Source organism: Pseudomonas sp. PP3 (genome assembly GCF_905336995.1).
Taxonomy (GTDB): domain Bacteria; phylum Pseudomonadota; class Gammaproteobacteria; order Pseudomonadales; family Pseudomonadaceae; genus Aquipseudomonas; species Aquipseudomonas reinekei.
Genome location: NZ_HG995459.1, coordinates 4,303,549 through 4,317,923, shown reverse-complemented (window position 1 = coordinate 4,317,923; position 14,375 = coordinate 4,303,549). Strand labels below are relative to the sequence as shown.

The window sequence follows — 14,375 nt, the reverse complement described above, 5'->3', positions numbered from 1 at the left end:
GATAATGATTGTCAATTGAGAAAGAGAACTAATGCTCCTTGAGGGTGCAGAGTGCGAACTGCGACACGCTGACGCACGTTCGCAGCTCCCCGGCCTGGTTGGCGCTCAAGCCTGGCGACTAATTATTTCGAGATGCCATCCGTTCTCATTGGTGAATGGCTCCGGGCAGTAGCCCCGGCACAACCGTATTCCCAATGCCTTGCGCGGTCGGCAAAGACCGCGCCCTGCGCGCCCTCGAAGGGGCGTGACGTCAGAAAACCGATTCCATTTGCAAGCCGAATTCAGGCAGGAAACCTCATGACCGACGCGTTCGAACTCCCCAGCACACTGGTCCAAGCCCTTCAGCGCCGCGCGGCCCTGACGCCGGATCGTGTGGCCTTGCGTTTTCTCGCCGAAACCCGGGATCAGGCTGTGGTGCTCAGCTATCGCGAACTGGACCAGCGTGCGCGAACCATTGCCGGCGCGCTGCAGGCCGAGGCTGATTTGGGGGATCGCGCGGTGCTGCTGTTTCCCAGCGGCCCGGATTACGTCGCGGCGTTTTACGGTTGCCTGTACGCCGGCGTGATCGCCGTGCCGGCTTATCCGCCGGAGTCGACGCGCCGTCATCATCAGGAGCGCCTGCTGTCGATCATCAGCGATGCAGAGCCGCGCCTGCTGCTGACCAGCGCCGGTTTACGTGATGCGTTGCTACAGATCGAAGGTGCGCCGCCGTTGCTGTGCGTCGATACCCTCGACAGCGCATTGGCCGAGCGGTGGGTCGCGCCGGACCTGCAAGGCGATCACATCGCATTCCTGCAATACACCTCCGGCTCAACCGCGTTGCCCAAAGGCGTGCAAGTCAGCCACGGCAACCTGGTGGCCAATGAACGGCTGATTCGCCACGGTTTCGGTATCGACCTCAACCCCGACGACGTGATCGTCAGCTGGCTGCCGCTGTACCACGACATGGGCCTGATCGGCGGCCTGCTGCAACCGATTTTCAGCGGGGTGCCGTGCGTGCTGATGGCGCCGGCGTATTTCCTCGGCCGGCCGCTGCGCTGGCTCGAAGCGATCAGTGACTATGGCGGTACCATCAGCGGCGGGCCGGACTTTGCCTATCGGCTGTGCAGCGAGCGGGTCAGCGATTCGGCGCTGGAGCGCCTCGACCTGAGCCGCTGGCGCGTCGCGTATTCCGGCTCCGAGCCGATCCGTCTCGACACCCTGGAGCGCTTCACCGAGAAGTTCGCCGCTTGCGGTTTCACGGACGACAGTTTCATGGCCTCTTATGGTCTGGCTGAAGCCACGCTGTTCGTCGCCGGCACACCGCGCGGCCAAGGTATCGGCAACCTGCGGGTGGACGATCAAGCGCTGACGCAGAACCGCGCCGAGCCGGGTGAGGGCAGCGCGATCATGAGCTGCGGCATCAGTCAGCCGGATCACGCGGTGCTGATTATCGATCCGGCATCGCTCACTGAACGGGACGACAACGCCGTCGGCGAAGTCTGGGCGGCTGGCCCGAGCATCGCCCACGGTTACTGGCGCAATCCCGAAGCTTCGGCCAAGACGTTCGTCCAGCACGCCGGCCGCACCTGGCTGCGTACCGGTGACCTGGGTTTCATGCGCGGCGGTGAGCTGTTCATCACCGGCCGCTTGAAGGACATGTTGATCGTGCGCGGCCACAACCTTTATCCACAGGACATCGAGCAGACCGTCGAGCGAGAAGTCGAGGTCGTGCGCAAAGGTCGCGTCGCGGCGTTCGCGGTCAGTGTGGACGGTCAGGAAGGCATCGGCATCGCGGCGGAAATCAGTCGCAGCGTGCAAAAAATCCTGCCGCCCGAAGCGCTGATCAAAGCGATTCGCCAGGCTGTCGCCGAAGCCTGTCAGGAAGCGCCAAGCGTGGTGGTGCTGCTCAATCCGGGCGCACTGCCCAAGACCTCCAGCGGCAAACTGCAGCGCTCGGCGTGCCGCAATCGCCTGGCGGATGGCAGCCTCGACAGTTACGCCGTGTTCCCGTCGGCAACCAGCGAAAGCGCAGGCGCTACCGAAATTGGCTCCGGGCTGCAAAGCCTGATCGGGCGAATCTGGTGCGAGCAGTTGCAGCTCAACGAGGTGGGCGCCGACGATCACTTCTTCCTGCTCGGCGGCAACTCCATTGCGGCGACACAGGTGGTGGCGCGTTTGCGCGAAGAGTTGGGCCTGGAGTTGAACCTGCGCCTGCTGTTCGAAGCGCCGACCCTCGGCGCATTCGCCGAGGTGGTGGCCCGTCAGCAAGAGGAGGGTGGGCTGGCCCAAGGGCCGATCACTGTGCTGTCACGCCATCAACCGATGCCGCAATCCCTGGCACAAAACCGTTTGTGGATCACCTGGCAACTCGACCCGCTGAGCAGTGCCTACAACATTCCCGGTGCCTTGCGTTTGCGCGGTGAGCTGAATGAAGACGCGGTGCGCGCCAGTTTCCAGCAGTTGATCGAGCGCCACGAATCCCTTCGCACGCGGTTCTTCGAACGTGACGGCGTGGCCCTGCAACAGGTGGTTGCGGCTGACGAATTCAGCCTGCAAGTGATCGATATCAGCGACCTTGCGCCCGCCGAGCGTGAGGCGCGCGCGCAGCAAATCCGCGAAGACGAAGCGCGGACCCAGTTCGATCTGGAGAAAGGCCCGCTGTTCTGGGTGACGCTGGTGCGCCTTGACGACGAAGACCATCAACTGTTGCTGACGATGCACCACATCATCGCCGACGGTTGGTCGCTGAACGTGTTGATCGACGAATTTGCACGGTTGTACGCGGCGGCTTCCCAAGGGCAGCAGGCAACGCTCGCGCCTTTGCCCACTCAGTACGCCGACTACGGCAGTTGGCAGCGGCAATGGCTGGCGCAAGGCGAGGGCGAGCGGCAACTGGCTTACTGGAAAGACCGGTTGGGCGATGAGCATCCGAACTTGAGCCTGGCCACCGACCATCCGCGTTCGGCGCAACACCTGAACAGCGCCGAACGCCACACCGTGCGCCTGGACGCCGCCCTCAGCGATGCCATTCGCCAGACCGCGCAGGCCCATCAATCGACCCCCTTCATGCTGCTGCTGGCCGCGTTCCAGACCCTGTTGCATCGCTACAGCGGCCAGCGTGACATCCGCATCGGCGTGCCGAACGCCAACCGTCCGCGCCTGGAAACCCAAGGCCTGATCGGCTTCTTCATCAACACTCAGGTGCTGCGCGCGCAAGTGGACTCACGGCTGCCGTTCACCGACCTGCTGGCGCAAACCCGGCAGGCGGCATTGGGTGCGCAGGCGCATCAGGATTTGCCGTTCGAACAACTGCTCGAAGCCTTTGCGCAAGCCCGTGAACAAGGGCTGTTCCAGGTCATGTTCAACCATCAGCAGCGCGACCTCAGCGCCTTGAAACGCCTGCCGGGGTTGCTCGCCGAAGAATTGCCGTGGCACAGCCGCGAAGCCAAGTTCGATTTGCAGTTGCACAGTGAAGAGGATCGCAACGGTCGCCTTAGTCTGTCTTTCGATTACGCCAGCGAGCTGTTCGAGGCGGCGACCATCGCGCGTCTGTCCGGGCACTTCAGCAACCTGTTGCAGGCCATTTGCGCGCAACCGCAAACCGCCATCGGCGACCTGCAAATGCTGACCGGCGCCGAACTCGATCAGCAAGCCGACTGGTCCGTCGCGCCCGGCGCGCCGGCCCAGCAGTGGCTGCCTGAACGGCTCAACGAACAGGCCCGTCAGACTCCGCAGCGCACTGCGCTGTTGTGGGAGGGTGGCCAGATGGACTTCGCCGAATTGCACACCCAGGCCAATCGCCTGGCCCATTACCTGCGCGACAAAGGTGTGGGGCCGGACGTTTGCGTAGCGATCGCGTGCGAGCGTTCGCCGCAACTGCTGATCGGCCTGCTGGCAATCATCAAGGCCGGTGGCGCTTATGTGCCGCTCGATCCGGATTACCCGGCCGAGCGTCTGGCCTACATGCTCAGCGACAGTGGCGTGGAATTGCTGCTGACGCAAAGCCCATTGCTGCAGCGTCTGCCGGCAACTGACGGCGTCAGCGTGATCGCCATGGATGCCCTGCATCTGGAGCGCTGGCCGAGTCACGCGCCGGGCCTTCACCTGCACGGCGACAACCTCGCCTATGTGATTTACACCTCCGGCTCCACCGGCCAACCGAAAGGGGTCGGCAACACCCACGCGGCCCTTGCCGAACGCCTGCAATGGATGCAAGACACCTATCGCCTGAACGACACCGATGTGCTGATGCAAAAAGCGCCGATCAGTTTCGACGTATCGGTGTGGGAGTGCTTCTGGCCGCTGATCACCGGTGCCCGCTTGCTGATCGCCGCCCCTGGTGAGCACCGCGATCCGCATCGCATCGCGCAACGGGTCCAGCAATATGGCGTGACCACGCTGCACTTCGTCCCGCCGCTGCTTTCGCTGTTCATCGACGAACCTCTGACGGCTGAATGCACCAGCCTGCGCCGGGTGTTCTGCGGTGGCGAAGCGTTGCCCGCCGAATTGCGCAACCGCGTGCTGGAGCAATTGCCGGCAGTGCAACTGCACAACCGCTACGGCCCGACCGAAACCGCGATCAACGTCACCCATTGGCACTGCACTCGCGCCGATGGCGAGCGCTCGCCGATTGGCCGGCCATTGAGCAACGTGATTTGCCGCGTGCTCGACAGCGAGCTCAACCCGGTTCCGGCTGGCGTGCCGGGTGAGTTGTGCATCAGCGGCATCGGTTTGGCGCGCGGTTATCTGGGCCGTCCGGGCCTGACCGCCGAACGCTTTGTGGTCGATCCGTCTGGCGAGCAGGGCGCGCGTCTGTACCGCACCGGTGACCGTGCGCGCTGGACCGCCGATGGCGTGATTGAATACCTCGGCCGCCTCGATCAGCAGGTCAAGCTGCGCGGCTTCCGCGTCGAGCCGCAAGAAATCGAAGCGCGGCTGCTGGCCCAGGATGGCGTCGCTCAAGCCGTGGTATTGGTGCGCGAAACCTCAGCCGGGGGGCAACTGATCGGTTACTACACCACGACCGATTCCAGTGAATCCATCGACGCGCAAACCGCACGGCTGAAAACCACATTGGCGACGCAATTGCCGGAGTACATGGTCCCGGCACAGCTGATGCGGCTGGACGAAATGCCCCTTGGCCCGAGCGGCAAACTCGACCGTCGTGCCTTGCCGGAACCGCAGTGGCAGGTGCGCGAACACGTCGAACCGGTGACCGAACTGGAGCAACAGCTCGCCGGTATCTGGCGCGAAGTGCTGGGCCTGGCGCAAGTCGGTCTGCGCGACGACTTCTTTGCCCTCGGCGGCCACTCGCTGCTGGCCACGCAAATCATTTCCCGCACTCGCCAGGCCTGTGACGTCGAGTTGCCGCTGCGTGCGCTGTTCGAGAACAGTGAGCTGGGCGCCTTTGCCGAGCAGGTCCGCCTGATCCAGGCCAGCGGCAGTACCAACAAACAGCCGCCGATCGAGAAAGTCGACCGCAGCCAACCGGTGCCGCTGTCCTATTCCCAGCAGCGCATGTGGTTCCTCTGGCAAATGGAGCCACACAGCCCGGCCTACAACGTCGGCGGCATGGCGCGGCTGCGCGGGGTGCTGGATGTCGGGCGTTTCGAAGCCGCGTTGCAAGCGCTGATCCTGCGCCACGAAACCCTGCGCACCACGTTCCCGAGCGTCGATGGCGTGGCGCGTCAGCAGGTGCATGCCGAGACGGGTGTGCGCATGGACTGGAAGGATTTCACTGCGCTGGCAGCCGATGTTCGCAGGTGGCAAGTCCAGCAACTGGCCGACGCTGAAGCGCACCAGCCGTTCGATCTGGAGAGCGGACCGCTGTTGCGCGCCTGCCTGGTCAAGACAGCCGAGCAGGAACATTACTTCGTGCTGACCCTGCACCACATCGTCACCGAAGGCTGGGCGATGGATATTTTTGCCCGCGAGTTGAGCGCGCTGTACGAAGCGTTCATCGATGACCGCGAGTCGCCGCTGACGCCGCTGCCGGTGCAGTACCTCGACTACAGCGTGTGGCAGCGTCAGTGGCTGGAGTCCGGTGAGCGCCAGCGTCAGCTCGACTACTGGACCGGGCAACTGGGCCGTGAACATCCGCTGCTGGAGTTGCCCGCCGACCGACCGCGTCCGCCGGTGCAAAGCCATCAAGGTGAGTTGTACCGTTTTGACCTGAGCGATGACCTCGCCGCACGTGTCCGCGCCTTCAACGCGCAAAACGGTTTGACCCTGTTCATGACCATGACCGCCGCCCTGGCCACGCTGTTGTACCGCTACAGCGGCCAGACCGATTTGCGCATCGGCGCACCGGTGGCCAACCGGATTCGTCCGGAAAGCGAAGGGCTGATCGGTGCGTTCCTCAACACGCAGGTACTGCGTTGCCAGCTCGACGGGCAGATGTCCGTGGGCGAGTTATTCGAGCAGGTTCGCCACACGGTAATCGAAGGCCAGTCCCATCAGGACCTGCCGTTCGATCATCTGGTGGAAGCCTTGCAGCCGCCACGCAGCGCTGCTTACAACCCGCTGTTCCAGGTGATGTGCAACGTGCAGCGCTGGGAATTCCAGCAGAGCCGCACCTTGGCCGGCATGAGCGTCGAGTACCTGGCCAACGATGCCCGTGCGACCAAGTTCGACCTTAACCTGGAAGTCACCGACCTCGACCATCGCCTCGGTTGCTGCCTGACCTACAGCACCGATCTGTTCGACGAACCGCGCATTGCGCGCATGGCCAGGCATTGGCGCAACTTGCTGGAAGCGTTGATTGCCGATCCGCAACAACGCCTCAGTGAATTGCCGCTGCTCGAAGCCGGCGAACAACGCCATCTGCTTGATAGCCTCGGTGTCGAAGCGGGTGAGCATCGCCTCGATCAGTGCATCCATCATCTGTTCAGCGAGCAGGCACTGGCGCGTCCCGATGCGCCGGCACTGACCTTCGCCGGGCAGACCCTCAGCTACGCCGAACTCGACAGCCGCGCCAATCGCCTCGCATGGATGCTGCGCGAACGCGGTGTCGGGCCGCAGGTTCGCGTGGGTCTGGCATTGCAGCGTTCGCTGGAAATGGTCGTCGGCTTGCTGGCGATCCTCAAGGCCGGCGGCGCCTATGTGCCGCTGGACCCGGAATACCCACTCGATCGCTTGCACTACATGATCGAAGACAGCGGCGTCGGATTGCTCTTGAGCGATGCGGCGATGTTCAAGGCCCTCGGCGAATTGCCGTCGACGGTTGGCCGTTGGTGCGTCGAAGAGGACGCCGCAAAACTGGCCGATTACCCGGCCAGCGAACTGCCATTTATCAGCCTGTCGCAACATCAGGCGTACCTGATCTACACCTCGGGTTCCACCGGCAAGCCGAAAGGCGTGGTGGTGTCCCACGGCGAAATCGCCATGCACTGCCGCGCCGTGATCGAGCGTTTCGGCATGCGCCCGGACGATTGCGAATTGCATTTCTATTCGATCAACTTCGACGCCGCTACCGAGCGGTTGCTGGTGCCGTTGTTGAGCGGTGCGCAAGTGGTGCTGCGTGCGCAGGGCCAATGGGACGCCGAAGAAATCTGCGGCCTGATCCGCACTCATCACATCAACGTCCTCGGTTTCACCCCGAGTTACGGCAGCCAGTTGGCGCAATGGTTGGCGACTCGCAACGAGATCCTGCCGGTGCGCATGATCATCACCGGGGGGGAAGCGTTGACCGGCGAACACCTGTCGCGCATTCGCGCGGCGTTCAAACCGAGCCTGTTCTTCAACGCCTACGGCCCGACCGAAACCGTGGTCATGCCGCTGGCCAGTCTGGCCCCGCACGTCCTCGAGGAAGGCCTGGGCAGTGTGCCGATCGGCAGCGTCATTGGCGACCGCGTGGCGTACATCCTCGATGCCGATCTGGCGTTGGTGCCGCAAGGCGCGACCGGTGAGTTGTACGTCGGCGGTGCCGGTCTGGCCCAGGGTTATCACCAGCGTGCGGGCATGACCGCTGAACGCTTTGTGGCTGATCCGTTTGCCGACAACGGTGGGCGTATCTACCGCACCGGCGACCTGGTGCGTCAGCGGGCCGATGGCCTGGTGGAGTACCTCGGGCGTATTGACCACCAAGTGAAGATTCGTGGTTTCCGTATCGAGCTGGGGGAAATCGAAACCCGTCTGCTGGAACACGATTCGATCCGTGAAGCCGTGGTGTTGGCGCTGGATGCACCGAGCGGCAAGCAGCTGGTTGGCTATCTGGTGAGCGACGTCGCGGAAACTGGCGAAGCGCAACAGGCTGAACTGCGCGAGGCGCTCAAGGCGCATCTCAAATCGCAACTGCCAGATTACATGGTACCCACGCACCTGATCCTGCTGGCCAGCATGCCGCTGACCGCCAACGGCAAACTCGACCGTCGCGCCTTGCCGGCACCGGACCCGGAGCTGAACCGCCAGCAATACGTCGCGCCGGGCAACGAGCTCGAAATCACGCTGGCGCAGATCTGGTGCGAAGTGCTGAACGTCGCGCAGGTCGGTCTCAACGACAACTTCTTCGAACTGGGCGGCGACTCGATCCTGTCGATCCAGGTGGTCAGCCGCGCACGGCAGCAAGGCATCCATTTCAGCCCGCGTGACCTGTTCCAGCACCAGACCGTACAGACCCTCGCCGCCGTGGCGACCCGCACAGAGCAGGTCAGCGCCGAGCAAGGTTTGCTCAGCGGTGAGTCACACCTGACGCCGATCCAGCACTGGTTCTTCGACACCGATATTCCACAGCGCCAACACTGGAACCAGGCGTTGTTGCTACAACCGACGGCACCGCTGGAGCCTCATCGTCTGGAGCAGGCGCTGCTGGCGGTGATCGAACAGCACGACGCCTTGCGTTTGCGTTTCAGCAACGTGGCGGGCCAATGGCATGCCGAACATCAGGCGATTTCCGATGCGCCGGAGCTGTGGCAGGTGCGCGTTCCGTCGATGGACAAATGCGCCGCGCTGTTCGCCGACGCCCAGCGCAGCCTGGACCTCGCCGAGGGGCCGCTGATGCGCGTGCTGCTGGTCGATGGTCCCGAGGGCCAGCAGCGCTTGTTCATCGCGATTCACCACTTGGTGGTCGATGGCGTTTCCTGGCGCGTGCTGCTGGACGATCTGCAAACCGTGTACCGCCAACTCGACGGGCGGCAATCGGTGAAACTGCCGGCGAAAACCAGCGCGTTCAAGGACTGGGCCGCACGCTTGCACGCCTATGCCGGCAGCGAATCCCTGCGTGAAGAACTGAGCTGGTGGCAGGCGCAACTGGCCGGGCCGAGCGCCGAATGGCCGTGTGATCGTCCCGACGGTGGACGGCAAAACCGGCATGCGCAAACCGTCAGCGTACGCCTCGACCGCGAGCGAACCCGGCAGTTGCTGCAACAGGCGCCGAGCGCTTATCGCACCCAGGTCAACGACCTGCTGTTGACCGCACTGGCCCGTGTGCTGTGCCGTTGGAGCGGTCACGCCTCGACGTTGATTCAACTGGAAGGCCATGGCCGCGAAGCACTGTTCGACGAGATCGACCTGACCCGCACCGTCGGCTGGTTCACCAGCGCTTACCCGCTGCGCCTGACCCCGTCGAACATTGAAGAGGCGGCCGGGCAGGGCGCTTCGATCAAGGCGATCAAGGAACAGCTTCGCGCCGTGCCGCACAAAGGTCTGGGGTATGGCGTGCTGCGCTATCTCGCCGATGACCTGTGTCGCCAGAGCATGGCCGGGTTGCCGGTGGCACCGATCACCTTCAACTACCTGGGGCAGTTCGATCAGAGTTTCGGTGCCGATGCGCTGTTCCATCCGCTGGATGAAGCCATCGGCGCGGCCCACGATGCCAATGCACCGTTGCCCAATGATCTGAGCATCGACAGCCAGGTGTACGCGGGTGAACTGGTACTGCGCTGGACTTTCAGCGCCGAACGCCACGATCCACAGACCATCAACGAGCTGGCAGACGCTTACCTTGGCGAGCTGCAAAGCCTGATCGAACATTGCCTGCGTGATGACGTCGGTGGCCTGACACCGTCGGATTTCCCGCTGGCGCGGCTCAATCAGACGCAACTCGATGCGCTACCGGTCCCGGCGGCGGTGATCGAGGATGTCTACCCGCTGACCCCGATGCAGGAAGGCATGCTCCTGCACACCTTGCTGGAACCCGGCACCGGCCTGTACTACATGCAGGATCGCTATCGCATCAACAGCGAACTCGACCCGCAGCGTTTCGCCCAGGCCTGGCAAGCGGTCATCGCCCGTCACGAAGCGTTGCGCGCGTCGTTTTGCTGGAACATCGGCGAAGACATGTTGCAGGTTATCCACAAGCCGGGCAGCACGCCGATCGAGTACCTGGACTGGAGCGATATCGCCGAAGCCGAGCAGGAACCCAAGCTGCAAATCTTGCTCAAGACCGAGCGCGAGGCTGGCTTCGATCTGCTCAACCAGGCACCGTTCCACTTGCGCCTGATTCGTGTGGGCGCGGCGCGCTACTGGTTCATGATGAGCAACCATCACATCCTCATCGATGCCTGGTGCCGTTCGCTGTTGATGAACGATTTCTTCGAAATCTACAGCGCCCTCGGCGAGGGCCGGGACGCGCAACTGGCCGTGCCGCCGCGTTACCGCGATTACATCGGCTGGCTGCAACGCCAGAGCCTGGCCGAAGCGCGACAATGGTGGAAAACCAATCTGCAGGGCTTCGAACGCACCACGCCGATCCCGAGTGATCGACCGTTCCTGCGTGAACACGCCGGCGACAGCGGCGGCATGACCGTCGGTGACCGCCATACCAGGCTCGACGCCCGTGACGGTGCACGACTGCGTGAGCTGGCCCAGGCCCATCAGCTGACCATCAACACCTTCGCCCAGGCGGCGTGGGCGCTGGTGCTGCGCCGCCTGAGCGGTGATCGTGACGTGTTGTTCGGCGTCACGGTGGCCGGGCGACCGGTGGACATGCCGCAGATGCAACGCACCGTTGGCCTGTTCATCAACAGCATCGCGCTGCGGGTGAAGATGCCGCAGGACGATCAGCGTTGCAGCGTGCGCCAGTGGCTCAGCGGTTTGCTCGACAGCAACATGCAACTGCGCGAGTACGAATACCTGCCGTTGGTGAACATCCAGGAACAAAGCGAACTGCCGAAGGGCCAGCCACTGTTCGACAGCCTGTTCGTGTTCGAAAACGCGCCAGTGGAAACTTCGGTACTGGACCGCGCCCAGAGCCTGAACGCGACCTCCGACTCGGGCCGCACCCACACCAACTTCCCGCTGACGGCGGTGTGCTATCCGGGCGATGACCTGGGCTTGCACCTGTCCTACGACCAGCGCTACTTCGATGAAAACACCGTCGAGCGCATGCTCGGTGAGTTCAAGCGTTTGCTGCTGGCGTTGGTCGAAGGTTTCCACGGCGACATGGCCGAGTTGCCGTTGTTGGGTGCCGAGGAGCAGGACTTCCTGATCCACGGCTGCAACCAGAGCGAGCATGCCTATGCGCTGGAGCAGAGTTACGTTGAATTGTTCGAAGCGCAGGTTGCCGCGCATCCACAGCGGATCGCCGCCAGTTGCCTCGCGCAGCAGCACAGCTACGCCGAACTGAACCAACGCAGTAACCGTCTCGGTCATGCGCTGAGGGCTGCCGGTGTCGGGCTGGATCAACCGGTGGCCTTGCTGGCCGAGCGCAACCTCGATCTGCTGGGCATGATCATCGGCAGCTTCAAGGCCGGGGCCGGTTATCTGCCGTTGGACCCGGGGCTGCCGAGCCAGCGCCTGAGTCGCATCATCGACCTGAGCCGTACGCCGTTGCTGGTCTGCACCCAGGCCTGCCGCGAGCAGGCGGTTGCGCTGCTGGACGAATTCGCCTGCGCCCATCGGCCTCGATTGCTGGTCTGGGAAGAGGTGCAGGCGAGTGGGGTGTCGAGCCATAACCCGGGGATCTACAGCGGCCCGGATAACCTGGCTTACGTGATCTACACCTCCGGTTCCACCGGTTTGCCCAAGGGCGTGATGGTCGAACAGCGCGGCATGCTCAATAACCAGTTGAGCAAAGTACCGTACCTGAACCTGAGCGACACCGACGTGATCGCGCAGACCGCTTCGCAAAGCTTCGACATTTCGGTCTGGCAGTTCCTCGCCGCGCCGTTGTTCGGTGCGCGAGTGGACATCGTGCCGAACACCATCGCCCACGATCCGCAGGGCTTGCTGGCGCATGTTTCGAATCAGCGCATCAGCGTGCTGGAAAGCGTGCCGTCGCTGATCCAGGGCATGCTTGCCCAGGAACGCATGAGCCTCGACGGTTTGCGCTGGATGCTGCCGACCGGTGAAGCGATGCCGCCGGAACTGGCGCATCAGTGGTTGCAGCGTTACCCGGACATCGGCCTGGTGAATGCCTACGGTCCGGCGGAATGCTCGGACGACGTGGCGTTCTTCCGCGTCGATAGAGCCTCTACTCGCGGCAGCTACTTGCCGATTGGGATGCCGACCGACAACAACCGTTTGTACCTGCTCGACGGTGCCTTGGAACTGGTGCCGCTGGGTGCGGTGGGCGAGTTGTGCGTCGCCGGCACTGGCGTCGGGCGCGGTTACGTCAGTGATCCGCTGCGCACCGCACAGGTGTTCGTGCCCAACCCGTTTGGCGCGCCGGGTGATCGGTTGTATCGCACTGGCGACCTGGCCCGCCGTCGCAGCGATGGGGTATTGGAATACGTCGGGCGCATTGATCATCAGGTGAAGATTCGCGGCTACCGCATCGAACTGGGTGAAATCGAAGCGCGCCTGTACGAACAGCCGGAAGTCCGCGATGCGGCGGTCGGTGTGCAGGAGGGCGTAAACGGCAAGCACCTTGTTGGTTATCTGGTCGCGGCGGATTCCACGCTCAATCCGGCTGAACGCCTCGCGCGCATCAAGCAACGCCTGCGTGCCGAACTGCCGGAATACATGGTGCCGCTGCACTGGCTGTGGCTGGACAGGTTGCCGCTCAACGCCAACGGCAAACTGGACCGCAACGCCTTGCCGACGCTGGAAATCGGCCAGTTGCAAAGCCAGGACTTTGTAGCGCCGCGCAATGAACTGGAACAGACCCTGGCAGATATCTGGGCCGAAGTGTTGAAGGTGGATAAGGTCGGTGTTCGCGACAACTTCTTCGAGTTGGGCGGGCATTCGCTGCTGGCCACGCAGATCGCCTCGCGGGTGCAGAAAACCCTGCAGCGGGATGTGCCGCTGCGGGCGATGTTCGAATGCAGCACGGTTGAGGAGCTGGCGGGGTACATCGACGGTTTGGCGGCCAGCGAGATCACCGGGGACAAGGCGGAGCGGTTGAATGATTTGATGGCGGCGCTGGAGGGGCTTTGATTCTCTAGCGGCTGGGCTGGACTCATCGCTGGCAAGCCAGCTCCCACAAGGTGCAGTGGTGGACACATAAACTGTGAACAACATTGATCCCTGTGGGAGCTGGCTTGCCAGCGATGGCGGTTGTACAGACGCATACAATCGTGTGATTGACTACGCACCGTCAGCCGCTCAGTCTTCATGCTCCATTTTTCACGGCGGAGACACTTGATGCCTTTCGTAACGATAGACGGCCAACCCCTGCACTACATCGATCAAGGCACCGGCCCGGCAGTCCTGCTGGCCGGCAGCTACCTGTGGGACCAGGCCATGTGGGCGCCACAGATTGCCGCACTGTCGCAACAGTATCGAGTGATCGCGCTGGACCTGTGGGGCCACGGTGAATCGGGGCCACTGCCTGCAGGCACTGCATCGCTGGACGATGTGGCGCGCCAGGCCTTGGCGCTGCTCGATCATCTGGATCTCGCCCGCGTGACGCTGATCGGCCTGTCGGTTGGCGGCATGTGGGGCGTGCGCCTGGCATTGTCGGCACCGCAGCGGCTCAACGGGCTGGTGTTGATGGACACCTATGTCGGTGTCGAACCGGAGCCGACCCGCCAGTATTACTTCTCGCTGTTCAAGATGATCGAAGAAAGCGGTGTGATCGCGCCGCAACTGCTCGACATCGTGGTACCGATTTTCTTCCGCCCGGGGATTGATCCGCAGTCGGCGCTGTATCAGGACTTCCGTGCCAAACTCGCGGCATTAGCGCCGCAACGGCTGCGCGAAAGCATCGTGCCGATGGGGCGGATTACGTTTGGGCGCGATGATCTGTTGCCGCGTCTGGGTGAACTGGATGCCGCCAGTACGCTGGTGATTTGTGGTGATCAGGACAAGCCGCGTCCACCGTCGGAAGCCCGTGAGATGGCGGAGTTGATTGGTTGCCCGTGTGTGCTGGTGCCGGAGGCGGGGCACATTTCCAATCTGGAAAATCCGGGGTTTGTGACTGCCGAACTGTTGAAGTTTATCGCTGCAAGAAATCATTAACCCTAACGACGCCATCGCGAGCAGGCTCGCTCCCACATTGGAATGCATTCCCCTGT

The 14,375-nt window shown here is 63.2% G+C and carries 2 protein-coding genes; both read left to right on the top strand.

The genetic code is table 11. The features are described 5' to 3' along the window. Positions 1 to 297 precede the first annotated feature (297 nt). Positions 298 to 13,296, top strand: coding sequence for a non-ribosomal peptide synthetase (locus tag KHO07_RS19655; protein WP_212625269.1), 12,999 nt, complete (start codon positions 298 to 300; stop codon positions 13,294 to 13,296). 207 nt (positions 13,297 to 13,503) lie between these two features. Beyond that, positions 13,504 to 14,319 carry an alpha/beta fold hydrolase gene (locus KHO07_RS19650; protein WP_212625268.1) on the top strand — a complete coding sequence of 272 codons (816 nt, stop codon included), beginning with the start codon at positions 13,504 to 13,506 and terminating at the stop codon, positions 14,317 to 14,319. The last annotated feature ends 56 nt before the right edge of the window (positions 14,320 to 14,375 follow it).

Coding starts and splice junctions, on each gene's coding strand:
- KHO07_RS19655 (WP_212625269.1), top strand. CDS start 298: ATGACCGACGCGTTCGAACTCCCCAGCACACTGGTCCAAGCCCTTCAG.
- KHO07_RS19650 (WP_212625268.1), top strand. CDS start 13,504: ATGCCTTTCGTAACGATAGACGGCCAACCCCTGCACTACATCGATCAA.